Origin of the sequence: Hansschlegelia sp. KR7-227, from assembly GCF_049446035.1 — a bacterium.
Taxonomy (GTDB): domain Bacteria; phylum Pseudomonadota; class Alphaproteobacteria; order Rhizobiales; family Methylopilaceae; genus Methylopila.
This window is the reverse complement of sequence record NZ_JBMSEA010000004.1, coordinates 92281-116013: the sequence shown is the minus strand read 5'-3', so window position 1 is coordinate 116013 and position 23733 is coordinate 92281. Positions and strand designations below refer to the sequence as shown.

General features: G+C 67.7%; 22 protein-coding genes. 16 read left to right on the top strand and 6 right to left on the bottom strand.

Features of this window, described 5'->3' with window-relative positions; translation table 11 throughout:
* Positions 1-2 precede the first annotated feature (2 nt).
* Both ACO2RJ_RS19985 and ACO2RJ_RS19980 read right to left on the bottom strand, forming a co-directional pair.
* Positions 3-419, bottom strand: a complete 417-nt coding sequence (locus ACO2RJ_RS19985) for an ArsR/SmtB family transcription factor (protein WP_423269937.1) — start codon at positions 417-419, stop codon at positions 3-5.
* A gap of 1 nt (position 420) precedes the next feature.
* On the bottom strand, positions 421-1083 hold the full coding sequence (locus tag ACO2RJ_RS19980) for a peroxiredoxin (protein WP_423269936.1): 663 nt from the start codon (positions 1081-1083) through the stop codon (positions 421-423).
* 120 nt (positions 1084-1203) lie between these two features.
* On the opposite strand from ACO2RJ_RS19980, the gene ACO2RJ_RS19975 reads away from it, so the two are divergent.
* Positions 1204-1728, top strand: a complete 525-nt coding sequence (locus ACO2RJ_RS19975) for a methyltransferase family protein (RefSeq protein ID WP_423269935.1) — start codon at positions 1204-1206, stop codon at positions 1726-1728.
* Here the strand turns inward: ACO2RJ_RS19975 and ACO2RJ_RS19970 are convergent.
* Positions 1686-2351 carry a L,D-transpeptidase family protein gene (locus tag ACO2RJ_RS19970; RefSeq protein ID WP_423269934.1) on the bottom strand — a complete coding sequence of 222 codons (666 nt, stop codon included), beginning with the start codon at positions 2349-2351 and terminating at the stop codon, positions 1686-1688. The two genes, ACO2RJ_RS19975 and ACO2RJ_RS19970, sit on opposite strands and share 43 nt — an antisense overlap.
* Before the next feature lie 20 nt (positions 2352-2371).
* Positions 2372-3010: a DsbA family protein gene (locus ACO2RJ_RS19965; RefSeq protein WP_423269933.1), complete on the bottom strand. Its 639-nt coding sequence runs from the start codon at positions 3008-3010 to the stop codon at positions 2372-2374.
* Positions 3011-3128: 118 nt separating this feature from the next.
* On the opposite strand from ACO2RJ_RS19965, the gene ACO2RJ_RS19960 reads away from it, so the two are divergent.
* The 3 genes from ACO2RJ_RS19960 to ACO2RJ_RS19950 all read left to right on the top strand — a co-directional run bounded on the left by ACO2RJ_RS19960 (position 3129) and on the right by ACO2RJ_RS19950 (position 5591).
* Complete coding sequence (locus tag ACO2RJ_RS19960; protein WP_423269932.1) at positions 3129-3791, top strand: response regulator; 663 nt, start codon at positions 3129-3131, stop codon at positions 3789-3791.
* Entirely contained in the window at positions 3788-5155 is a 1368-nt protein-coding gene (locus ACO2RJ_RS19955; RefSeq protein WP_423269931.1) for an ATP-binding protein, read from the top strand. Before ACO2RJ_RS19960 ends, ACO2RJ_RS19955 begins: the two co-directional genes overlap by 4 nt.
* A gap of 208 nt (positions 5156-5363) precedes the next feature.
* Positions 5364-5591, top strand: coding sequence for a YgaP-like transmembrane domain (locus tag ACO2RJ_RS19950; RefSeq protein ID WP_423269930.1), 228 nt, complete (start codon positions 5364-5366; stop codon positions 5589-5591).
* Positions 5592-5615: 24 nt separating this feature from the next.
* On the opposite strand, the gene ACO2RJ_RS19945 is transcribed toward ACO2RJ_RS19950, so the two are convergent.
* Entirely contained in the window at positions 5616-5960 is a 345-nt protein-coding gene (locus ACO2RJ_RS19945) for a transposase (RefSeq protein ID WP_423269929.1), read from the bottom strand.
* Between the two features lie 332 nt (positions 5961-6292).
* Between ACO2RJ_RS19945 and ACO2RJ_RS19940 the strand changes: the two genes are divergently transcribed.
* Genes ACO2RJ_RS19940 through ACO2RJ_RS19915 form a run of 6 tightly spaced genes read left to right on the top strand, consistent with a single transcriptional unit; the run spans position 6293 to position 12611 of the window.
* The gene (locus tag ACO2RJ_RS19940) at positions 6293-7531 is read left to right on the top strand and encodes a transporter substrate-binding protein (RefSeq protein ID WP_423269928.1); all 1239 of its coding nucleotides are present in this window, start codon (positions 6293-6295) and stop codon (positions 7529-7531) included.
* Between the two features lie 14 nt (positions 7532-7545).
* Positions 7546-9147: an urea ABC transporter permease subunit UrtB gene (gene urtB / locus ACO2RJ_RS19935; RefSeq protein WP_423269927.1), complete on the top strand. Its 1602-nt coding sequence runs from the start codon at positions 7546-7548 to the stop codon at positions 9145-9147.
* Positions 9144-10244, top strand: a complete 1101-nt coding sequence (gene urtC / locus ACO2RJ_RS19930) for an urea ABC transporter permease subunit UrtC (protein ID WP_423269926.1) — start codon at positions 9144-9146, stop codon at positions 10242-10244. Before urtB ends, urtC begins: the two co-directional genes overlap by 4 nt.
* Entirely contained in the window at positions 10241-10951 is a 711-nt protein-coding gene (locus ACO2RJ_RS19925; protein WP_423269925.1) for an ABC transporter ATP-binding protein, read from the top strand. Before urtC ends, ACO2RJ_RS19925 begins: the two co-directional genes overlap by 4 nt.
* Positions 10952-10956: 5 nt before the next feature.
* Positions 10957-11649: an urea ABC transporter ATP-binding subunit UrtE gene (gene urtE, locus ACO2RJ_RS19920; protein ID WP_423269924.1), complete on the top strand. Its 693-nt coding sequence runs from the start codon at positions 10957-10959 to the stop codon at positions 11647-11649.
* A gap of 23 nt (positions 11650-11672) precedes the next feature.
* A complete protein-coding gene (locus tag ACO2RJ_RS19915; RefSeq protein ID WP_423269923.1) occupies positions 11673-12611 on the top strand; it encodes an acetamidase/formamidase family protein in 939 nt (312 codons plus the stop codon).
* Between the two features lie 95 nt (positions 12612-12706).
* Here the strand turns inward: ACO2RJ_RS19915 and ACO2RJ_RS19910 are convergent, their stop codons facing one another.
* Positions 12707-12853, bottom strand: coding sequence for a hypothetical protein (locus tag ACO2RJ_RS19910; protein WP_423269922.1), 147 nt, complete (start codon positions 12851-12853; stop codon positions 12707-12709).
* Between the two features lie 1004 nt (positions 12854-13857).
* On the opposite strand from ACO2RJ_RS19910, the gene ACO2RJ_RS19905 reads away from it, so the two are divergent.
* From ACO2RJ_RS19905 to ACO2RJ_RS19880, 6 genes are all read left to right on the top strand, one after another.
* Positions 13858-15963 (top strand): hydantoinase/oxoprolinase family protein, encoded by a 2106-nt coding sequence (locus ACO2RJ_RS19905; RefSeq protein ID WP_423269921.1) that lies wholly within the window; start codon positions 13858-13860, stop codon positions 15961-15963.
* A 10-nt stretch (positions 15964-15973) separates the two neighbouring features.
* Positions 15974-18196 carry a hydantoinase B/oxoprolinase family protein gene (locus tag ACO2RJ_RS19900; RefSeq protein WP_423269920.1) on the top strand — a complete coding sequence of 741 codons (2223 nt, stop codon included), beginning with the start codon at positions 15974-15976 and terminating at the stop codon, positions 18194-18196.
* Positions 18197-18437: 241 nt separating this feature from the next.
* Positions 18438-19514 (top strand): TMAO reductase system periplasmic protein TorT, encoded by a 1077-nt coding sequence (gene torT, locus ACO2RJ_RS19895; protein ID WP_423269919.1) that lies wholly within the window; start codon positions 18438-18440, stop codon positions 19512-19514.
* Between the two features lie 155 nt (positions 19515-19669).
* Positions 19670-21202: a sugar ABC transporter ATP-binding protein gene (locus tag ACO2RJ_RS19890; RefSeq protein ID WP_423269918.1), complete on the top strand. Its 1533-nt coding sequence runs from the start codon at positions 19670-19672 to the stop codon at positions 21200-21202.
* Positions 21203-21251: 49 nt separating this feature from the next.
* Positions 21252-22274: an ABC transporter permease gene (locus ACO2RJ_RS19885; RefSeq protein WP_423269917.1), complete on the top strand. Its 1023-nt coding sequence runs from the start codon at positions 21252-21254 to the stop codon at positions 22272-22274.
* A 136-nt stretch (positions 22275-22410) separates the two neighbouring features.
* Complete coding sequence (locus tag ACO2RJ_RS19880; RefSeq protein WP_423269916.1) at positions 22411-23601, top strand: MFS transporter; 1191 nt, start codon at positions 22411-22413, stop codon at positions 23599-23601.
* Positions 23602-23733: the final 132 nt, after the last annotated feature.

The following is a 23733-nucleotide window of genomic DNA, read 5'->3' as shown; positions in this document are numbered from 1 at the left end:
GCTCATGCTCTGCCCTCGTCGGGAAAGGGAAGGACGCGGGCGAAGGTTGAAGCGCCATGCGCCGCGCTGCTCCGCGAAGGTCCTTGGGGAAACACGGGCGGCGTCCGTCCGGCGATCGGGCCGAGGCCGTAGACCGCGGAGAGCACGCCGACGATCCTGGCGGCCTTCTGGTCCGCGAGCCGGTAGAAGACCTGCTTGGCGTCGCGTCGGGCGGCCACCAGCCCTGCATCGCGGAGGCCGGCGAGCTGCTGCGACAGCGTGGGCTGGCGAATGCCGAGTCCGGCCTCGAGGTCGCCCACCGAGGCCTCGCCGGCGCTCAGCCGGGCGGCGATCATCAGCCGGTTCGGGTTGGAGAGCCCCTTGAGGAACTCGGCCGCCGCTTCGGTCTCGGCGCGTGTGGCGTTTACGGGCATCGTCATCTCACAGGCGCTTCAGACGGTAGTACCAGTCGGGCGCGTCCGCGCTCGGCGCGTGGCTCGCGACGTCGTCCGCCGAGAGCGGCGAGGCGTCGATCACGGGGTCGCCCTTGAGCCATCCCTCCGGGGTCGACACGTCGGCCCCATGGGCGGTCTGGAGCGCCTCGACGAGCCTGAGGATCTCAGCGACCGAGCGGCCGACACTCATCGGGTACCAGGCGATGGCGCGCACGATCCCCTCGGGATCGATCACGAAGGTCGCGCGGACGGTCGAGCTGTCCGCCGCCCCCGGCTGCAACATGCCGTAGGCGCGGGCGATCGCCATTGACGGGTCTTCGGCGATCGGGAAAGGCACCCGGACGCCGAACCTGTCCTCGATCGATCGCGCCCAGGCGATGTGCGAGCTCAGGCTGTCGACAGACATGCCGAGCAGGTCGCAGCCGAGCGCCACGAACGCATCGAAGGCGCGCGAAAAGGCGATGAACTCGCTGGTGCAGACCGGCGTGAAATCAGCGGGATGCGAAAAAAACACGAGCCAACGCCCGGAATAGTCCGCGAGCTTGCGTTCGCCCTTCGTCGTGCGCGCGACGAACAGCGGCGCCCGGTCGCCGATGACGAGCGGGGCGGACGGGCTCAGCTCGTTCCGGATGGCGAGAGTTTCAGGCATCCCTACCCTCGTGTCGTCATTCGATATATAATTACATATATGACATATTCACTTTTCTGCAATCGAAAACGGTCGCGTCTCGCGCATTTGGGCGATCCGCGTTCTTAGGGGACGACCGCCATGGAGAAGAAGCCGCTCGAGGTCGCTGGCGTCATCGCGCCGCCGCCCCTGGTGTTTCTCGGATTCCTCGCCGCCGGCGTCGCGGTCGACCGGCTGATCTGGCGCCTTCCGCTCGGACTGCCCGCCGGCCTGGCGTGGGCCGCCGCCGCGGCGCTGTTCGCCACGGGCGTGGCGCTCGTCATCGGCGCCGGGGTCCGCTTCCGCAGCGCCGGCACCCCGCCCGCGCCGTGGAAGCCGACCAGCGCGATCGTCGCGTCCGGGCCCTACAGGTTCACCCGCAACCCGATGTATCTCGGCATGGCGGCCATCTATCTCGCGATCGCGCTCATGCTCGACAGCCTGCCGTCGCTGCTGCTGTTCGTCCCGCTCATGGCCGTGGTCGACCTGTTCGTCGTCCGCCGCGAGGAGCGCTACTTCGAGGCGAGGTTCGGCGACGACTACCGCGCCTACATCCAAGGCGCGCCGCTGGCTGTGAGCCCGCGTCACAGCACCACGACTTTCGAGCCTCGCGGCACGCGCCCATAGAGGTCGATCACGTCCTGGTTGAGCATCCGGATGCATCCCGACGAGACCGCCTTGCCGATGCTCTGCGGTTCGTTGGTGCCATGGATGCGGTAGAGCGTGTCCTTGCCGTCCTTGAACAGATAGAGGGCGCGCGCGCCGAGCGGGTTCCGCGCGCCGCCGTCCATGCCGGTCTTCCAGGGACCGTAGCGGCCAGGGTCACGGCCGATCATGTCGTCGGTCGGCGTCCAGCGCGGCCATTCGCGCTTCATCTGGATCGAGGCCGAGCCTTGGAATTCGAGCCCGGCCTTGCCGACCCCGACGCCGTAGCGCAGCGCCTTGCCGTTCTCCTGCACGAGGTAGAGGAAGCGGGAATGCGGATCGACCACGATGGTCCCGGCCGGCTGGTCGGTCGCGAAGTCGACCTCCTGGCGCAGGAGATCCGGATTGATTTTGCGCAGGTCCACCGGCTGCACCGCGAAAGGTTCGCCGGGCTTCTCGCCGTAGCGGGCGGCTTCAAACGGATCGACGGGCGGCCTCGCCGGCGCGGCGTCGGTTCGGGCTGGCGGAGGCATGCTGGCGCACGCGCCGAGCAGCAGCGGCAGGGCGATGATCATCGCCCTGCGGGAACACGCGGACACTGACATGACCTGTACGGCTCCGCGGGTCAGGACGACTTGCCGGCGCGCTTGCGCGCCTCGGCGACGGCGTCCTTGAACTGCGCATAGTCGGGCGCTGCGGCGACCAGCAGCGGGCCGATCAGATAGACCGGCGTTCCCTGCAGCTGCAGGCCTTTCGCCTGGGCGTCGTTGCGCTTGAGAAGAGCGACGATCTCGGCGTCGTGCGCCTTGGCGTCCGCCTCGAGGCGAGCCATGTCGACGCCCGAGCCTTTGATCGCGGCAAGCATCCGGTCCTCCGGGATCTTGCGTCCTGCAATTGACATCAGCGCCTTGTGGACCTCGTCGTACTTGCCCTGATAGTTCGCAGCGAGCGCGAGTTTCGCGCCATAGACCGACGCTTCGGTCAGGATCGGCCAATCCTTGTAGACCACCCGGACCTTTCCGTCGGACTTGACCAGCTTTTCAAGTTCTGGCGCGGACTTCTTGCAGTAGGGACAGTTGTAGTCGAGATAGGCGACGATCGTGACGTCGCCCTTCGGATTGCCGGCCTTCGGAGCCGCCGGATCGTTGACGATCATCTCGCGGCTCATATCCGCCTCGTCGGCGAAAGCGATTGACGGCGGGATGGCCGGGAACGCGAGAACGAGCGCGAATGCAAGGCCCCTGAGGGCGGACGTGTACGGCATGAAGATCGATCTCCGGCGGTTGCTCTGAACGCCGGCGATCATCCCGCGCAGCCTTAAGCCAGCCTTAAGCGCCGGGTCGCACGGAACCCGCCGACATGAATCAAGGGGAGCGATCGCGATGAGAGTGCTGGTCGTCGAGGACGATCCCGTGCTGCTCGACGGCCTCAAGGTCGGTCTCGGCCTTGCTGGCGCGACATGCGACGTCGTCTCGACCTGCGGCGACGCCGAGGCAGCGCTCGCGACCAGCGCATTCGACGCCGTGGTGCTCGATCGGATGCTGCCGGACGGATCCGGCCTCGACGTGCTGAAGCGGCTGAGGGGGAAGGGCGATCGCACGCCGGTCCTGCTGCTCACCGCGCTCGACGAGACGTCCGATCGGATCGACGGGCTCGACGCCGGCGCAGACGACTACCTCGGCAAGCCGTTCGATCTCGAAGAACTCGCCGCCCGCATCCGGGCGATCGCACGACGCGGCGCGGGCCGAGCGACCGCGACGCTGGCCTGGCGCGACGTGACGCTCGATCCGGCGGCCATGACGGCGGCGCGGGCAGGCGAACCGTTGTCGCTGTCCCGTCGGGAGTTCGCGGTGCTTTCGGCTCTCGTCGAGCGGCGCGGAGCGATCGCGTCGCGCGCCGAGATCGAAGACCGACTGTATGGCTGGCAGGAAGAGATCGAGAGCAACGCGGTCGAGGTGCATATCCATCATCTCAGAGCGAAGCTTGGCCGCGAAGCGATCGAAACGGTCCGCGGCCTCGGCTACCGGATGCGAGGCGGATCGTGAGATCGCTGCGCCTTCGTCTGTTCGCCACGCTGATCGTCGCGACCGGCGCGCTCTGGCTGATCGCCGCCGCCTGGATCTTCGTAGGCGCCCGTCAGGAGGTCGAGCATGTGCTCGACACCCGCCTGCAGGAAGCCGCCCGCATGGTCGCCTCGCTCGTCGCGAGCGGAGACATGACAACGAAACCGGACGCAGGCGCGCCCGCGGCGCTTCCGGCTCTGGGCGGCTACGAGCGCCAATTGTCCTGCCAGATCTGGTCCTTCGACGACCGCCTGGTCGCGCGGTCGAGCGGCGCGCCCGATGAGAAGCTGACGGATGGCGGAGCCGGCTTTTCCGAGCGCGTCGTCAATGGCGAGCCATGGCGCGTCTTCGCCGTCCAAGATGAGGCCAAAGGCGTTCGCGTCCTCGTCGGCGACCGGCTCGGGCTGAGGGAAAAGCTGGTCACGGACCTCATCAAGGGGCTGCTCTGGCCGGCGGCGCTGATCCTGCCGCTGCTCGGGCTGCTGATCTGGGTGAGCGTCGGACGGGGGCTGAAGCCGCTCGGCCGCATCGCGCGCGAGCTCGGCCGGCGCGACGCCGAGGATATGAGCCCGGTCGACGCCGGCGCCGTCCCTTCGGAAATCAAACCCTTGACGACCGCGCTGAACGGCCTGTTCGACAAGGTCGAGCGGGCGCGCCGTCACGAGCGCGACGTCACGGCGTTCGCGGCCCACGAACTCCGCACGCCGCTCGCCGGCCTCAAGACGCAGGCCCAGATCGCGGCGGCGTCGAATGAGCCCGCGATCCGCGACAAGGCGCTGAAGCAGATCCTTTCAGCCGTCGACCGCACAAGCCGTCTGGTCACTCAGCTTCTTGCGCTCGCCCGGCTGGACGCCGGCGCGACGCAGCTTGCGCCCGAACCGGTCGTCGTCGGCGCTGCGATCCACGACGCGCTCGAGCTCTCGAGGGCGGCCGGCGAGGCGCGCGTCGAGATTTCGACCGAGGCCTCCTCGGCGACGCTGCGTTGTCCCCGGGAGCCTCTCATTCTCCTGTTGCGGAACCTCCTCGAAAACGCTCTCGAGCACACGCCGTCGGACGGCGTCGTCCGTTGCCGTCTTGACGCCGACGGCGCGGCGCTCGAGCTTTCGGATGAGGGGCCGGGCGCGGATGAGGGAGAACTCCCCCGCCTCACGCGACGCTTTTTTCGCGGGTCCGCCAAAGTCGCGACCGGCGAAGGCGCCGGCCTTGGCCTCGCCATTGCGGCCGCAGCCGCCGAGCGGTGCGGCGCGCAGCTCGTTTTCGAGAACCGGCGAGACCGATCGGGTCTCGTCGTGCGCATCGCCTTCGCGAGCAGCAGCCTGACGATCCCGGCCGCAACGGCCGCCTGAGCCGTCTGGCCTTTGGCTCCCGGCTCGCCGCCCTCCTCGCATGCGGCTCGGCGTACTGAACCGTCCGGCGGCGAACCACGTCGACGAGAATGTCGGTCTGTTCGGCGCCTCAGGCGGAGATCGACTATCCGCTCTTGATCTCGCTCAAGGCGTCAGCGAACGGATCGGTCAAGCTTCACTGTCGCCGATGGGCGCAGGGAGATCTGAAATGTCGGAGTTTCGAAAGGGAAACGTCGGCGGCGTCGATCGCGCGCTCCGCGCGCTCGTCGCGGTCGCGCTGGCCGCATTCGCCTACGTCCAGCTGGCCGGTCCTTACGCCTATGCGGCTTATGCGGTCGCCGCGGTCTTGGCTGCGACCGCGTTGATCGGCTCATGTCCCATGTACACGCTGCTCGGCGTCAGCACGTGCCGGTCGAAGATCGGCAGACCGACCTAACGGCTCCGTCGAGCGAAAAAGGACCTACACGAGCCTGACGGTCGCAAAGCGTCCGACGCTGACGCCGCACATCTCCCGCTGGCCGGCGTTCCGCGCCGGGCGGCGCCGGTGGGTCGCCGGAAGGCGGGCTCCGCCCGCCGGCCGTGCGGAAAGCTCGGCCAGAACCCGGCGCAGCTCGCTGTTTTCCTGACGGAGCGCCCTGAGGTGACGTACGCCCGAGGGCGTGAGGCCTTCGAATTGGCGCTTCCACCGATAAAACGTGCGGACCGAGACATGGGCGTCGACGCACACGGTCTCCATCGAGGCCCCCCTGGCGACCTCTTCCAACAAAACGGCGATCTCTTCGTCAGTCAGTCGGCGCGCAGGCATCGTGCGAACCTCTCGCTGTCCCAAGCCCACTCTTCGGGCATGCCTAAACTGAGTGCAGGCTGAGCGACCGCCCCCGGCTTGGCAATCGTGCCGAACGCCGCAGCGTCGCGGCCCTCCGGGGGCCCGGAAGGCGCAATATTCAAGGGTTCTTCCGTCTGCCGCCCGCAGCGCGAAGCCCGCGACCTCCGCAGCGCATTGTCAATAATGACATGACCCGAGAGCGAGGCCTGACGGCGCCCAAACGAGACGCTTGGCGCGCGCTTATTTGACCTTGCCCGGTTGCGGGGCGGGACGTCAGCTTCGAGGACGAAATCCTCCGAAGGTCTATGGCGATGCGCAGGTTCGACCGCAGAAGCTTCTTGAAGACCACGGCCGCCGCCGCCGCCGTTCCCCTTGCGGCCCCGCCTCTGATCCGGTCCGCTCGCGCGGCCGGCGCCGTGAAGCTCGGCTGCCTGTTCTCCTCCTCCGGCACGATGGCGAACCTCGAGGGTCGCTTGAACTTCGTGGCCAAAATGGCGGCCGAGGAGATCAACGCCGCCGGCGGCGTCAACGGGTCGACCATCGAGGTGGTGACCTCCGACCCCGCCTCCGATTGGCCGCTCTACGCGCAGGTCGGCCGCCAGATGCTCTCCGAGACCAAGGTCGCGGCGCTGTTCGGCTGCTGGACCTCGGTCTCCCGCAAATCCGTGCTTCCGGTGGTCGAACAGAACGGCGGGCTGCTGTTCTATCCGCTCCATTTCGAGGGCGACGAAAACTCCAAGAACGTCGTCTACGTGAATTCGCCCCCCGCGAGCTCCGTGCTGCCGGCGGTGGATTACCTGATGGGCCCGGACGGCGTGGACGCGAAGCGCTTCTTCATGATCGGCTCGGACTACGTCTGGCCGCGCACCATCAACAAGCAGCTCAAGGGATACTGGAAGAGCAAGGGCCTCGACGAGAGCGCGTGGAAGGAGGAGTACGTACCGTTCTCCTTCTCGAACTTCCAGACTCTGGTGAACCAGGTGCGCGCCTTCGCCGACGCGCCGGGCGGAAAGTGCGTCGTGGTGCTGACGGTCGTCGGCTCCTCGATCCCGGACTTCATGCGCGAATTCGCGAACCAGGGGATCTCTTCATCCGACGTCCCCGTTCTCGGCCTCGACATGGTGGAGGCCGACCTCGAAGGCCTCGACACCTCCAAGCTCGTCGGCCACCTCAACTGCTGGGCCTATCTTCAGGAGGCCAAGGGCGAGGCGAACAAGAAATTCCTGGCGTCCTGGGCCGACTACGTGGGCAAGGAGAAGGTCCCCTTCCGCCCCGACGTCGCGATCGATCCGATGGTCTCGACCTACGACGCGGTCCACCTCTGGGCGATGGCGGCGAAAAAGGCGGGCTCCTTCGACGTGCCCGAGGTGCAGAAGGCGTTCGGCGGGATCAGCTTCGACTGCCCTTCAGGCTACAAGATCGCGATGACGACCGAGAACAACTATGTCTCGCGCGGCGTGTTCATCGGCTCGGTCAACGAGAAGCAGGGCTTCGACGTGCTCTGGCAATCCCCGGACACGCCGAAGCCCGTCCCGATGAGCCAGTACTGACGCTCAGGGCGACATTGGCGCGCGCATGCCTCGCCGGTCTGTTCGCGGCCGTCCTGGCGGGCGTGCCGGCGGCCGCGTTCGACCGTGCGGCGATCGCGGGCGAGGCTTGCGCCGGCGCGACCGGCATGACTGAGGCGGCGAACGCCCTCGTCGTCGGGCTGCCGGCGGCCTCGAGGGAGGACGCCGCCTGGGCGGCTACGCTCACGGGCGCGGCGATCGACCGAGCCCTCAAATGCGGCGCGGGCGGCGCCGCGATCGAGACCCCGCGGGGCTCGGTGAACGCCGCGACGCTCCAGCCGGGCGCGTCCGGGGACGGCGCCGCGCCGGTGCTCAGCCTCAAGAACCGCCCGCTTTTCGAGACGGCCCGCGCGGCCGCGACGCTCCTCTCCGGAGCGACGGCGGGCGAGCGCGGCGCGGCGCTTGGCGTGCTGGAGCGCCGCGCCGGCGCTCTGCCGCCCGAACTCTTCGAACGCGCCGCGGAGACCGAGACCGACGCCGGGCTGAAGGAGCGGATCGCCGCCGTCCGCCAGGCGGCGCTGCTCAACTCGCCCGACATCGCGAAACGCGTCGCCGCCGTCGAGCGCATCGCAGCGACCGCCGACCGGCGCTCGCTGACGCAGATCGCCGGCCTCAAAGCCGATCCGGCCTACGGCAAGGATCGGGGCTTCAAGGCCGCGGTGGACGCGGGCGTCGCCTCGATCGAGCGGCGGCTCGCCCTCTCGAACGCGCTCAACACGCTCTACAACGGGCTGTCCTTCGCCTCGATCCTGTTCATGGCCTCGGCAGGGCTTGCGATCATCTTCGGCCTGATGGGGGTCATCAACCTCGCCCAGGGCGAGTTCATCATGATCGGCGCCTACGTCACCTACGCCGTGCAGGAGGCGTTGCGGGCGGCGGCGCCCGGCCTGCTCGACGCATATCTGATCGTCGCGATCCCGATCGTCTTCCTCACGACCGCCGGCGTCGGGGTCGTGCTCGAGGCGACGCTGGTCAGGCGTCTCTACACCCGCCCGCTGATGACGCTGCTCGCCACCTGGGCCGTCAGCCTGCTGATCGTGAACCTGGTGCGCGTCGGCGTCGGGACGCAGAATCTGCAATTCGTGACCCCGTCCTGGATGTCGGGCGGCCGGCTGCTGACGGGCGACTTCATCGTCACCTGGAACCGCCTGTTCGCGATCGTCTTCTCAGGCTTCACGCTCGCGCTGACATGGCTCGTGCTGAAGCGCACGCCGCTTGGGCTGAACATCCGCGCCGTCACGCAGAACCGCGCCATGGCGGGCTGCGTCGGCATCGCGACGCGGCAGGTCGACATGATGGCGTTCGGGCTGGGCTCCGGCCTCGCCGGCCTCGCCGGCCTCGCGCTCTGCCCAATTTACAGCGTGAACCCGCAGATGGGATCGAACTTCATCGTCGACAGCTTCATGGTCGTGGTGCTCGGCGGCGTCGGCACGCTCGCCGGCACGGTGATCGCCTCGCTCGGCGTCGGCCAGATCAACGTGCTGATCGAACCGCTCTACGGCGCGGTCGCCGCCAAGGTCATCGTGCTTCTGATGATCATCGCCTTCCTGCAGTGGCGTCCCGAGGGTCTCTACGCCGTGAAGGGCCGCCGCAGATGAGGGCCGAGGATTCGCTCCTTCGCCGGGCGCTGGCGGACCGCCTCTTCGTGGCCGTGGCGGCGGCCGTCGCGCTGGCGGCGCTTCTCGTCGCCGCCTGGCCGGGGCTCTCGGGCTACCGGGTCAACGCCGTCGGCCAACTCGCCTGCTTCGCGCTGCTTGCGCTCTCGCTCGACCTGATCTGGGGCTACGCCGGCATCCTCAGCCTTGGCCACGGCCTGTTCTTCGCGATCGGCGGCTACGTCGCCGGCATGCACCTGCTCGAGCATTCGGTCGCGACCACGGGCGTCACGCCCGACATCGTGCAGTTCATGGGCTGGAAGGCGCTGCCGGCCTGGTGGGCGCCGCTCGGGAGCTTTCCCGTCGCGCTGGCCGCCGCGTTCGGCGTCTCCCTGGCCGTCGCCTTTCTGTTCGGCTGGGCGTCGTTCCGCTCGCGGGTGAGCGGGGTCTATTTCGCGATCATCACCCAGGCCCTCGTCTACGTCGCCATGCTGCTGATGTTCCGCAACGACACCGGCTTCGGCGGCAACAACGGCATGACGGGATTCCAGACGATCTTCGGGGTCCCCTTCCAGGCGCCGGGCGTCGCGAAGGCGCTCGCGGTCGTCGCGCTCGTGACGCTCGCCGCCGCGTTGGTCGGCTCCCGCCTGCTGATGATCGGCCGGTTCGGACGCCTTCTGGTCGCGACGCGCGACGACGAGGTGCGGCTCCGCTCGCTCGGCTACGAGACGCTGCGGCTGAAGCTCGGCGTCTGGTGCCTGTCCGCGGCGCTCGCCGCGCTCGCGGGCCTGCTCTACGTGCCGCAGGTCGGCATCATCAATCCGCGGGTGCTGTCGCCGGAGCTCTCGCTCGAGATCGCGGTCTGGTGCGCGATCGGCGGGCGCGGCCGCCTTGTCGGCGCGGTGATCGGCGCCGTGCTCGTCAACGCGATCAAGTTCACTCTGTCCGCCAGCATGCCGGAGCTCTGGCCCTTCGTGCTGGCGGGGCTCGTCATCCTCGTCGCGCTCATCTTCCCGAACGGCCTGCTCGACCTCGGCACGCAGCGGCCGGCCCTGATCTCCCGCGCCGACGCGCTCCGCACGCGAGGCGCTACGCCATGACGGTCGCGGTGCTGGTCGAGGGGCTGACCGTCGAGTTCGGGCGCTTCCGCGCGATCGACGACCTGTCGCTTGCGATCGATTATGGCGAGGTGCGCGCCGTGATCGGCCCCAACGGGGCCGGCAAGACCACCCTGCTCGACGTCATCTCGGGCGTCAGCCGGGCCAAGTCCGGCCGCGTGCTGTTCGACGAAAAGATCGAGCTGACGCGCGCGAGCGAAGCCGCGATCGCGCGCTCGGGCGTACGCCGCAAGTTTCAGAAGCCCAGCGTCTTCGAGGCGTTGACGGTGCGCGACAATGTCGAGATCGGCCTGGGGCGGGCGCCGGACGCCGCCGACCGGGCGCGCGTCGCCGCGACGCTCGAGACGGTCGGCCTCGCGGCCGAGGCGGGCCGCCTCGCCGGCGAACTCGCCCACGGCCAGAAGCAGTGGCTCGAGATCGCGATGGTGGTGGTCTCGGAGCCGAAGGTCCTAATGCTCGACGAGCCCGTCGCGGGCCTCACCGACGAGGAGACCGAGCGCACCGTCGCGCTTGTGCGCGCGCTGAGGACGCCGGAGCGCGCCATCGTCGTCGTCGAGCACGACATGGATTTCGTCGAGACGATCGCCGACCGCGTCACCGTGCTGCATGAGGGGCGGACGCTGTTCGAGGGTTCGATGGCCCGCGCCCGCGCCGACGAGCGCGTCGTCGCCGTCTATCTCGGCCGGTGATCCCGATGAAGCTCGCCGTCCGGGATCTCGACCAGCACTACGGAAGCGCCCAGGCGCTGCGGCAGGTCGCCTTCGAGGTCCCGCCCGGCCAGTGCCTCGCCGTCCTCGGCCGCAACGGCGCGGGCAAGTCGACCCTGCTCAAATGTCTCGCCGGCGTGCTGCCGGTCACGCGCGGCTCGATCGAGCTGGACGGCGTCGACATGGCGCGCGCGCCGAACCACCGCCGCTCCCGCGCCGGCCTCGCTTACGTGCCGCAGGGCCGCGAGATCTTCGCTGAGCTTACCGTGCGCGAGAACCTCGTGGCCGCCGCCCGGCCGCACGGCCCGTCGGACGAGGCCGCCTTCGAGGAGGTCTACGGCCTTTTCCCCGTGCTGCGCGACATGGCCGGCCGGCGCGGCGGCGCGTTGTCGGGCGGCCAGCAGCAGCAGCTCGCCATCGCCCGCGCCCTGGTCACCAAGCCTTCGCTGCTGGTTCTCGACGAGCCGACGGAGGGGGTGCAGCCCTCGATCGTCCAGCTCATCGAGACCGTGCTGACCGGCCTCAAGGGCCGGCTCTCGATCCTGCTGGTCGAGCAGTATCTCGATTTCGCGACCGCGGTCGCGGACCGCTTCGTCGTTCTGTCGCGCGGCCAGGTCGTCGATCGGGGCGAGCGCGCCGAAATGAGCCGCGAGCGGCTTTCCAAATTCATGTCCGTCTGAGCAACCCGAAAACGAGCACGCCCATGGCCCGTCACCACACGATCCCGTCCACGCCCGAAAATATGGTCTGGGGCTATCTCGACTCCGCGCTGAAGCCCGTCGCGCGGATCGCCTCGGGCGACACGGTCACGCTGACCTCCTTCCCGGCCGGCGGCAAGGAATGCCTGCCGCCCGACCGCTCGCGCGTGCCGGCCGACTACATGGCGGCGCTCGACACGCTGCAGCAGGTCGGAGGCCCGCACTTCATCACCGGGCCGATCTATGTCGAGGGCGCCGAGCCCGGCGACACGCTGCAGGTCGACATCCTGGAGGCCAAGGCCACCATGGATTGGGGCTTCGTCGCGATCCTGCCTTTGCTCGGCACGCTGCCGGACGAGTTCACCGACTACGAGACGATCCATCCGAACATCGACGCCGGCAAGAACGTCTGCACGATGCCTTGGGGCGTCGACATCGAGCTCGATCCGTTCTTCGGCATCATGGGCGTGGCGCCGCCGCCGGCCTGGGGCCGTTGCGGCTCGCCGGTGCCGCGCGCCTTCGGCGGCAATATGGACAACAAGGAGCTGAAGCCCGGCGTGACGCTCTACCTGCCGGTCTTCAACGAGGGCGCCCTGTTCTTCGCGGGCGACGGCCACGGCGTGCAGGGCGACGGAGAGGTCTGCATCACCGCGCTCGAGATGGGCATCGAGGGGAGTTTCCGCCTGACCGTCCGCAAGGACATGGCGATCGACTTCCCCTTCGCCGAGAGCGAGACGCACCTGATGTCGATCGGCCTCGACGAGGATCTCGACGACGCGGCCAAGCAGGCCGTCCGCGAAATGGTGAGGCATGTCTGCCTGCGCTCGAACCTCACCCGCAACGAGGCCTACATGCTGTGCTCGCTCGCCGGAGATCTGCGCGTCACGCAGCTGGTCGACGGCAACAAGGGCATCCACATGATGCTGGCGAAATCCCGCGTGTGACGGATCGATCGGGCGCCGCCAGGGGCCCCTTCCGCCCGCCGCTTTCTCGACTGCGGGAAACGCTCGCAGTCCTCGAGGACGTCGGGGACGGCCTTTCAGGCGCAGCGCCGTTCAGAGGCAAAGCGCTTCAGGTTGTCGGCGGCGTTGTAGACTACTTGATCGAGCGGCAGGTCCATGCCGACCGCGACGATCGAGTCCGGCTTCTCGACGCGAACGCCCGGCAGCTTCTTGTTCTTGATCACGTTGACCTTGAGCTGGACGTCGCGCGCGTTTCGTCGGCGAGCACCGTGAACTCGGTGTCGCCCTGGCGCCCTACGACGCCGGCAGCTTCATGCTGCGCCTTGGTGCAAGCCTTGAGAGCGGCGGGATAGACGCGTAGTCAGCGTCGTCACAGCCTGCCCGCGTAAGCTAAACGTCTGTTTAGACCTAATCAGAAACCTCTCCCTGCCGGCTGTCGCCTGATAGCGGTTCGACCTCCGCGTTTCCGATCAACGCGGCGGCCCTAACCGGCCCACCGCTTGCGACGGCCACATTCGAACGGGTGCGCGGCCGCGCCGACCGAGAATCGCTGCAGATCCCCACCGCCCGCTGTTTCCAAGGCCCACCTTAGGTTGCAGTTCTTCGTCCGACGCCGCTTTGCGGGAGGCCCGGCCCGCTACAAGTCGCGGCCGTTTAGTATTTTGATTAGGTTATTTGGTGGCGGCGGCCTGCATCGATTATAATCACTAAGCCGACGCGAGTTTGCGCAGCATAATCGCAAGGCGCCCGGAGGTGGGCCGGGTCGAGAAAATTAGGCGGATCGCGCAGGTGGCGCCGGCCTCACGATGCAATCTCAAAATTCCGGCCTCATGGACCGTCGACGGGAACGCCGAGGCGGCCCCGACCACCCGATGATCCCTCATTTCTCAACATTCGTCACAAGGCGAGGCTTTCCGGTCGTCTGGGTCAAGGCATAGACAAACAATTGTAACTTTCGTGCAGTCGAGGCCATTCACCGCCTTGTTTGCAATGACTCTGACACGAAAAGCGGCAGCATAAAATACAAGCGCCGCCGTCGAAGGTTCGTTGTTGGAAAAAAAGTTTCCCGAGAGTACGCTTTTCCAATCGAAAACACGGCGAGGCCGCAAGGTTTATTCGTCGAGCACGTCTTCTTCAACTTCGACTGCGATGAGCGGGCGAGGATCGGGATCGCCTTGTCTTGGCGAATGTCGAGCCGAAGTCGCCTTTGCGTAGGGGGACTACACGAATGCTGCAGTTCTATGCTTCGTCCGACATCGGCGGAACGTTCACCGACACGACCGTGCTGGACGGCGCGGGAACGCTGACCCGCTACAAATCCAGCACGGTTCCGAGCGACCCGGTGAAGGGCGTGCTCGCCACGTTCGAGCTGGCGGCCGCCGAGCGCGGCATGAGCCTCGAGGACTTCCTCGGCAAGATGAGGCTGTTCTCGCACGGCACCACGATCGCGACGAATTCGGTCCTGACGCGCAACGGCGCCAAGGTCGGCGTGATCCACACGCAGGGCTTCGGCGACACCCTCTTCATCATGAAGGCCTACAAGTCGACCGGCCTCGACGAGGCCGCGCGCAAGAACTTCCGAAAGCTCATCAAGCCGAAGCCGTTCCTTGACCGGAACATGATCCGTGAGGTTCCCGAGCGGGTCGACTACAAGGGCGACGCGATTCTCAAGCTCGACGAGGTCGCCGCGCGGGCGGCGGTCAGGAGCTTGCTCGACGCCGGCGCGGAAGCGATCGCGGTGTCGCTGCTCTGGTCGTTCAAGTTCCCCGACCACGAGCGCCGCATCAAGGAGATCATCCTCGAGGAAGCGCCCGAGACGTTCGTGACGCTGTCGAGCGACATCCTTCCGCGTCTCGGCGAATACGCCCGCTCCCAGACCGCCGTGCTGAACGCCTTCCTGGGCCCCAAGGTCAAAAAGGCGATGACCTCGCTCGACGCCGCGATGCGTCAGGCCGGTCTGCCGCATGAGCCGCTGCTGATGCGCTCGAACGGCGGCGTGATGGCGGCCGGCAAGGCGGCGGACGAGGCGGTCGGCATCCTGCTGTCCGGCCCCGTCGGCGGCGTCGTCGGCGCCCAGCTGGTCGGTCAGATGGTCGGTTCAGGCAACGTGATCTCGACCGACATGGGCGGGACCAGCTTCGACGTCGGCCTGATCGTCGACGGCCGGCCGCTGATCCAGCGCGAGACCTTCATGGAGCGCCAGCCGCTCGCGGTGCCCTCCGTCACGGTCGACACGATCGGCGCCGGCGGCGGCAGCATCGCCTTCGTCGAGAACGGCCGGCTGCGCGTCGGCCCGGAGAGCGCAGGCGCGGTGCCAGGCCCGGTCTGCTACGGCGCCGGCGGCACGGAGCCGACCGTCACCGACGCCGACGTCGTGCTCGGCGTGGTGAACCCCGACAACTTCCTGGGCGGCCGCATGAAGCTGCGCGCCGATCTCGCCCGCGCCGCGATCGAGGAGAAGATCGCAAAGCCCCTCGGCATCAGCGTCGAGGAGGCGGCCTCCGGCATCAAGCGCATCGTCGACAGCCACATGGCCGACCTCGTGCGCCAGGCCACCGTCCACCGCGGCTACGACCCCCGCGACTTCGTGCTGGTCGCCTTCGGCGGCGCCGGTCCGACGCACTCCTACAGCTACGGCGCCGATCTCGGGGTGAAGAGCGTGATCGTGCCGCGCACGGCCTCGGTGCTCTCGGCGCACGGCATCCTGATCTCCGACCTCGTGGTCACCAAGGAGACCTCGCAGTCGATCATCTCGCCGCCGGGCTCGGAGGAGTTCTCCAAATTCATGAAGGCGGAGGACATCAACGCGATCTTCCAGGGGCTCCAGGACGAGGCGATGGTCGAGCTTTCGGCGCAGGGCGTGCCGGTCGAGACCGTCAAGTTCGAACGCTATGTCGACATGCGGTTCCGTCCCCAGATCTTCGACCTCTCGGTCGATCTGCAGACGTTTCCGCTGACCGCGCCGGACGTCGACGCGCTGGTCGATCACTTCATCGACTCCTACGAAGCGCGGTTCGGCACCGGCTCCAGCTTCCGGTCGGCCGGCATCGATATGTCCGCCTTCCGTCTGGTCGCGGTCTCGAAGCTCGATCGCATCGAGCAGAGCGGCGAGGTCGCCGTCGGGGACGCCATCATGGTCCCGACCGGCGTAAGGCCGCTCTACGAGGCCGGCGAGTGGCACGACGCGGCGATCTACGACGAGCGCGCGGTCAAGGCCGGCGCCCTCATCCCGGGGCCCGCGATCGTCGAGCTCGACGACACCACGATGGTCGTCGGCCCCAACCAACAGGCGACCGTCGATCGCTTCCTGAACATCATCATCAAGACGAGCTGAGGAGGCATCCATGGATGTGACCGTCAAGGCCAATCACCCGCCCTTCAACCTCAAGACCAGCAACAACCGCAAAGAGCCGGGTCCGTCCGACCCGATCGACCCGATCACCTTCGAGGTTCTCCGCCACCGCCTCTGGTCGATCAACGAGGAGGGCTCCAGCACGCTGATGCACGCCTCGGGCTCGCCCGTCGTGCACGGCTCGGACTTCAACTTCTCGATCTATACGGCGAACGGCGACATCGCGGTCTGCGGGACATTCTACATGATCCCGATGTTCACGATGACCGTGCAGATCCAGCTCGTGCTGGAGAAGTTCAAGGGCGACATCCATCCCGGCGACGTCTTCATCACCAATGATCCGTTCGTCTGCGGCGTGCATCAGAACGACTGTCTGTTCGTGGCGCCGTTCTTCTTCAAGGGCGAGCTGGTCGGCTGGACTGGCGCGCAGGCGCACGTCATCGACATCGGCGGCGCGGCGCCCGGCGGCTGGGTTCCCGACGCGACGAGCTGCTACGAGGAAGGCCTCCGCATCCCGCTGCAGCGCATGGTCGACAAGGGCGTGCTGAACCAGGGCATGTGGGACGTCATCCTCTACAATTCCCGCATCCCGTTCTTCCTCGGCTCCGACTTCAGCGCCTTCCTGTCGGCGCACCGCGTCGCGCAGGCCCGGCTGATGGAGCTCTGCGAGCAGTACGGCGCCGGCGCCTTCACCGCCGCCGCGCACCAGCTGATCAACGACACCGAAGCCAAGACGCGGGCGATGCTGAAGGAGCTGCCGGACGGGGTGTTCACCCATGTCAGCTACTTCGATCACGATGGCCACGCCAACAATCTCTACAAGATCTCCTGCGTGATGACGAAGGAGGCGGATACGCTGACCTTCGACTTCAGCGACACCGACCCGACCATCATCGGCATGGGCAACTCAACGATGACGGGCACGCTCGGCGCCGTCGGCACCGTGATGATGGGCTCCTTCGGTCAGGAGATCGGCTGGAACGCCGGCCTGATGGCGCCGGTCACCATCATCCACGGCAAGAAGACCGTGCTGAGCGCGGAGCTTCCGGCCCCGATCTCGGCGGGCTCGGTCGCGGCCAACTTCATCGCCGCCGCCTGCGCCTCGGTGTGCGTCGGCAACATGATGGCCTTCAACCCCGAGTTCGACGATTACCTCTGCGGGCCGCCCGACGGCTCGTGGCTGCTGACGATGTTCGGCGGCGTGAACCAGTACGAAGAGCCGTTCGCGATCATGTTCATGGACTCGCTCGGCTGGGGCGGTCCCGCCCACAGCTGGCGCGACGGCGTGGATTCGGGCGGCTCGCTCGTCATCGGCTCCGGCGGCTTCAACGACGTCGAGCTGCATGAGAAGACGTCCCCGATCATCTATCTCTGGCGACGTGAAGTGCCGGACTCCGGCGGCGCCGGCCGCTACCGCGGCGGCAACGGCATCGAATACGCCACAACCGGCTACGACGTGCCCGAGGTCCAAGGCAGCTTCTGCAGCCATGGCGTGTCGCTGCCCGACCTCGTCGGCATCCAGGGCGGCTATCCCGGCAATGTGTGCGGATACACGATCGCGCGCGGAAGCACCTGGCTCGAGGACATGAAAGCCGGCAAGGCCGCGCTCGACATGGTCAGCATCGGCGGCAAGCTCGAGGACCTTCCAGCCAAGAGCACCTTCATCATGAAGGCGGGCGACGTCGTGAACAACGTCGTGCAGAACCCGGGCGGCTACGGCGACCCGCTGACCCGCCCCTACGACATGATCGAGCGGGACGTGCGTGACGGCCGCTGCAAGACCGATGTCGCGAAGGCGGTCTATGGCGCAGTCTTCAACGCCGAAGCGACGATCGACGTCGCCGCCTCGGACGCGCTTCGGACGGAAATCCGCGCGTTCCGCAAGGCGACCGCCACGAAGGGCCGCGACCAGTTCGCCGCCCCGAAGAAGGCCGAGACCGGCGACCTCCAGCTCAAGTGGGGCGAGTCGATCGGCGTGACCAAGGCGGGCGCCGTCTGCTGCCTGCACTGCTCGACCGAGATCGGCGCGCTCAAGACCAACTGGCGGGAATCCGTGCCGCTTCGCAACCCGACGAGCGAGGAGCTCGGGCCGCTGCTCAAGCTCGACGAACGCTTCGTCTACGACCAGTTCATCTGTTCGGAGTGCGGAACCTCGCTCGCCGTCGACGTCCGCCGGGTCGGCGACGGTTTGACGGTGGACTTCGCCCTCGACTGACCGGCTAACCGGCGATCGCAGACATCAGGAGCCGCCCGGAAGCTCGGGCGGCTCCCCGAACCAGGCGACGGGGGCGATCTCACGCTCCCCGAGGGAGGACGCGCGTCTTCCGTATTCGTAAGTAAACGTCGCGACGATCGACATACAGCGTTCGCACAAAGACATCGACTGGCCCCGATAGGGCCGACATCTCGGTGATCTGCTCCATCCACGTGCCGCCAATCACTATCGGGAGACTATCGTGATCGCCTCCAGAACGTCCCGCCGCGCCGCCCTCGCCGCAGCGCTCACCCTCTCAGCCACCGGCGCGATCGCCGCCGACTGGTTCCCGCTCAAGGTCGACGTCTGGGATCCGCCCTTCGACATGTCGAAGCCGCCGAAGCAGGTCGAGTACACGCCTTTGATCAAGGCGGCCGCGCCGCACAAGATCTGCGTGGCGTTCCCGCATCTCAAGGACGCCTATTGGCTCGGCGTCGACTACGGCGTCATCGACGAAGCCCGGCGCATGGGCGTGAAAGTGCAACTGCTCGAAGCGGGCGGCTACACCGAGCTCAACAAGCAGATCTCGCAGATTGAGGACTGCACCTCGGGCGGCGCCAAGGCGATCATCATCGGCGGCATCTCGTCGGACGGTCTCAACAACGTCGTCGCCGACCTCAAGAAGAAGGGCATTCCGGTCGTCGACGTGATCAACGGCATCTCGTCGCCGGACATCGGCGCCAAGTCGCTGGTCTCGTTCTCCGACATGGGCGCGACCGCAGGCAAATATCTCGCCGAGAAGCACCCGGCCGGCGGCAAGCCGGCGAAGGTCGCCTGGCTTCCGGGTCCGGCCGGCGCGGGCTGGGTCGAGACCGCCAACACCGGCTTCCTCGCAGCGGTCAAGGGAACCGCCGTCGAGATCGTCGACGTCAAGTACGGCGACACGGGCAAGGAAGTTCAGGCCAAGCTCGTCGAAGACGTGATCCAGGCGCACCCGGATCTCGACTACATCGCGGGCACCGCGGTGACGGCCGAAGCCGCCGTGCCGATCCTGCGGGCGAAGAGCCTGAACGAGCAGATCAAGCTCATCGCGTTCTACTATACGCCCGGCGTGGACCAGTACATCCGGCGCGGCCAGATCATCGCGGCGCCGACCGACTCGCCGGTCATCCAGGGCCGCATCGCGCTCGACGAGGCCGTCCGGCTGGTCGAAGGCAACATCGTTCACAGGCATGTCGGCCCGATCATCCAGGTCGTCACCAAGGACAATGTCGCCGAGATCGACATGAGCACCACGCTCGCTCCGACCAGCTTCAGGCCGACCTTCTCGGTCGACTGAACTCGGGAGGCGTCGGGGCGGCGCGGTTGCGCTTCCCCCGGTTCGGACGAGCCGCCCCGACGCCGCATGCCCCTTCAAGCGCCGGAGACGGGCGACCGGCTCTCCGCAGTCCGATCCAGCATTGTTCGTCTCGCGACCTCAGGGACCTCAAGACCATGACGGATGCGCCCCCCCGCAGAACGCCCGGCGAACCGCCGCTGCTCGAGCTTCTGCGCGTCAGCAAGCAGTATCCGGGCGTGCTCGCGCTCGACGCAATGAACTTCAATCTGCGCCCGGGCGAAGTGCACGTGCTGTTCGGCGAGAACGGGGCCGGCAAGTCGACGATGATCTCGATCATCTCCGGCGCGATCCAGCCCACCTCCGGGGACGTGCTGATGCGCGGCGAGCTCATGCGCTTCGCCTCGGTCCACGAGGCGCGCTCGCGCGGCGTCACCACGGTGTTCCAGGAATTTTCGGTCGTGCCCTCGATGACGGTCGAGGAGAACCTGTTCCTCGGCTCCGAGACGCGCCGCGGCGGGTTCCTCGCCAAGAGGAAAATGCGGGAGGAGGCCCGCGCCATCCTCGCCCGCCTCGGCTTCGAGCTGAACCCCAAGGCGATCGTGTCCCGGCTCACGCGGGCCGAGCAACAGATGGTCGAGATCGCCCGGGCCTTCCGCTCCGACCTCTCGGTGCTGATCCTTGACGAGCCCACCGCAAGCCTGACCGACCGCGAGGCCGACCGGCTGTTCGCGCTGGTGGACCAGGTCAAGGCCCAGGGCGTCGGCATCATCTACATCACCCACCGGATGCGCGAGATCGAGCGTCTCGCCGACCGCATCACGGTGCTGCGCGACGGCAAGTTCGTCACCACCGTCGACGCCAAGGACGTGACGCAGGACGAACTCGTCCGGCTCATGACCGGCCGCGTCGTCGGCGGCATCTTCCCGGACATCAAGGCGAACCCCGGCCGCACCGTGTTGTCGATACGCGGCCTGACGACCGCGTCGGGTTCGGTCAAGTCAGCCGACATCGACGTCCGGGCGGGGGAGCTGGTCGGTCTCGCCGGGCTCGTCGGGTCGGGCAAATCCGAGATCATGCGGGCCGCCTTCGGGCTCGAGCGCGCGATCGCCGGGAGCGTGACGCTCGAAGGCAAGGACGTCACCAACCAGAGCCCGCGCCGTCTCCTGCGCGCCGGCTTCTCCTACATGCCGCCGGACCGCCGCGTCGAAGGGCTCGCGATGATGCGGTCCTGCACCGAGAACATGACCTTCGCGTCGCTCGACATTAAGCCGATCGCCAAAGGCTTCTTCATCAACCGGGTGAAGGAGGACGCCGAGGCCAGGCGCCTCGCCGACAAGCTGGAGCTTCACCCCAGGCGCCCCGACCGGGCCGTCCAGGCGTTCTCGGGCGGCAACCAGCAAAAGGTGCTGCTGGCGCGCAGCCTGACCCGGCCGATCAGCCTGTACGTCTTCGACGAGCCGACCGTCGGCGTCGACGTCGGCACTCGCGCCGCGATCTACCGCTTCATCGGCGGCCTGTGTGAAGCAGGCGCCGCCGTCGTCGTCGTTTCGTCCGACCTCCCCGAGATCCTCAATCTCGCCCACCGCGCCTACGTCTTCTACGACGGGCGCGTCCAGGACGAGCTGTCAAAAGCCAGGATCTCGGAAGCCAGCATCCTCCCTCTCTTCTTTGGCAAGCACGCCGCCTGACCGCCCGCGGGGCGGACTCTTGTCCTGCCGCCGATCCGAGGACCATCCGATGTCGATCACCGTCGCCACCTCTCCGTTGAAGCCCTCCGGACAGTCGCTGAAGCGTCTGTTCGTCCAGGTCGGCGTTCTGCCGATCCTGCTGGTGCTGGCCCTCATCGTCTTCAGCCTGATGTCGGACAACTTCCTGACCGTCCGAAACCTCACCAACGTCGTGCGCCAGTCGGTTTTCCTCGCGATCGTGTCGCTGGGCCAGATGATGGTGCTCCTGACCGGCGGGTTCGACCTGTCGGTCGGAACCGTCCTCGCGCTGACCTCAGTCACGACCGCGCTCTCGATGTCGGCCTTCGCCGTCGCGATGCCCGACATGCTGCCCCTTGCGATCGTGCTCGGCTGCTGCGTCGGCGTGACCTGCGGCTCCCTGCTCGGGCTGCTGAACGGCGTCGGAGTCGCCTTCTTCGGCGTCTCGCCGTTCATCATGACGCTCGGCGTCTCGTCGATCGGCTTCGGCGTCGCGCTCTACCTCACCGGCGGGACGCCGGTCTACGGCATGCCGCCCGACTTCGGCGAGATCATCGGCTTCGGCTCGTTCCTCCAGATCCCGTTCCCGATCTGGGTCGCCGCGGCGCTGATCTTCGGATCCTACGTGCTGGTCAACTGGACGCGGACGGGGCGCTCGTTCTACGCGGTCGGCGGCAACATCCGGGCGGCGCTGCTCTCGGGCATCAACACGCGCGCCTCGCTGCTCACCGTCTATGTCATCTCGGCGTTCCTCACCGGCATCGCCGGCGTGCTGATGACCGCCCGGCTCGACAGCGGCGAGGCCAATGTCGGCAGCTCCATGCCGCTCGAATCCATCGCCGCCTGCGTCATAGCGGGGGTCAGCCTGCGCGGCGGGATCGGCCGGGTCGAGAACGTCATCCTCGGCGCGCTGTTCATCAACCTCGTCCAGAACGGCATGAACCTCGCGCGGATCGACTCCTATCTGCAGACCGTCGTGATCGGAATGATCCTGATCGCAGCCGTGATCTCGGACCAGATCCGCCTGCGCTACGTGGCCGACCTCCGGGACTGACGGTCCGCCCCCGGGCGCGCGCGCCGCGCCATTCCACCCCACCAAGCTTCGAGCCGGACCCCAAGGGCCCGGCGCGGGACGACTCGGCCCTGCGAGCCCCCAAAGCCGCCTCCAGACCGCGAAAGGCGACGCTTCCATGCCCTCGACCTCCCGGACCGCGTTCGCCGCAGCCATCACGACGATGCTGGCGATGGGGATCATCTATCTCTGGGGCATCTTCGCCGTCCCGCTCGAAGCGGAGCTCGGCGTGGCCGGCCCGAAGCTCAGCCTCGTGCCCAGCACGGCGCTGGTCTGTTTCACGATCGGCGCGCTGATCTATGACAGGCTGCTGCGAAGCGTTCCGCTCGGCGCCTATGTGCTGCTGACCTTCGGGCTCGCCGGCGGCGGTCATCTGCTGTTCGGGCTTGCGCCTTCGTTCGCGACGCTGTTCGTCGGCTATGGCGTGCTGTTTCCGATCGGGGCGGGCCTCGGCTACGGTCTCTCGCTGGCGCTCGCCTCCCGCGCTCCGGACGCCCGGCGTAGCGTCTTCATAAGCCTGACGGTCTCGGCCTTCGCGTTGAGCGGAGTGATCCTCGCCGGACTGCTCCCGCTGGCCTTTGCGGGGCGGAGCGCGTCCGTCTCCTTCGCCATGATCGGAGCAGGGCTGCTCGCCGTGGGCGGCGCGGTGCTGGCGCTCACCGCGAACACGCCGTCCTTCGCGACGAAGGCGGGCCCGGGTCGCGCGACGGACCGGGGGCCCTGGCTGTCGCCGCTGTTCTTCAAGCTCGCGCTCGCCTTCTTCGTCTTCAACTACGCCGGTCTCATGATGGTCGCGCATGCGGTGAAGCTGCTCGCGTCGACGGGCGCGTCGACGGGGCTCGCCGCGACGGCGCCGATAGCGCTCAACCTGAGCTACGTCGCGGGCTCTCTGCTCGGCGGCCGGCTGGCCGAGGCCACGCCCGCCCGCCGCATCCTCCCGGCGATCCACGCGATCTGCGCGGCGGGCCTGCTCGCTCTGCTGACCGCGTCCGGCGCGGGGGCGTCGTTGGCGGGCGTGGCGGCGATCGGCCTGGTGTTCGGCGCCGCCGCATCGGTGCTGCCCGTACTGGTCGGCCGCTACTGGGGACCGGACCGCATCAGCCAGGTCTATGGCGCGATGATGTTCGCCTACGGGCTCGCCGGCCTGCTCGCCCCATGGGTCGCCGCCGTCCTGTTCGACGGGTCCGGCGACTACACGCTCGCCCTGCTCAGCGCGCTCGCGGCCTGCGCGGTCGGGGGGGCGGTGTCGCTCACGATCGCGCCCGTCGGCGCCCGGCGTCAGGTCTCCCGCCGCGCAGCGACGACCTGAGGCGGAAGGAGAGCCGTTCAAGCATTTCAATAACAAAAGACCGCCATGTCGCAAGCAACGCAGCCTGCTTCATGAAAGCGCAAAGAACTTCGTCGGGGACAACTAGCGGTCCGAGCCCGGCCCGCGACATCG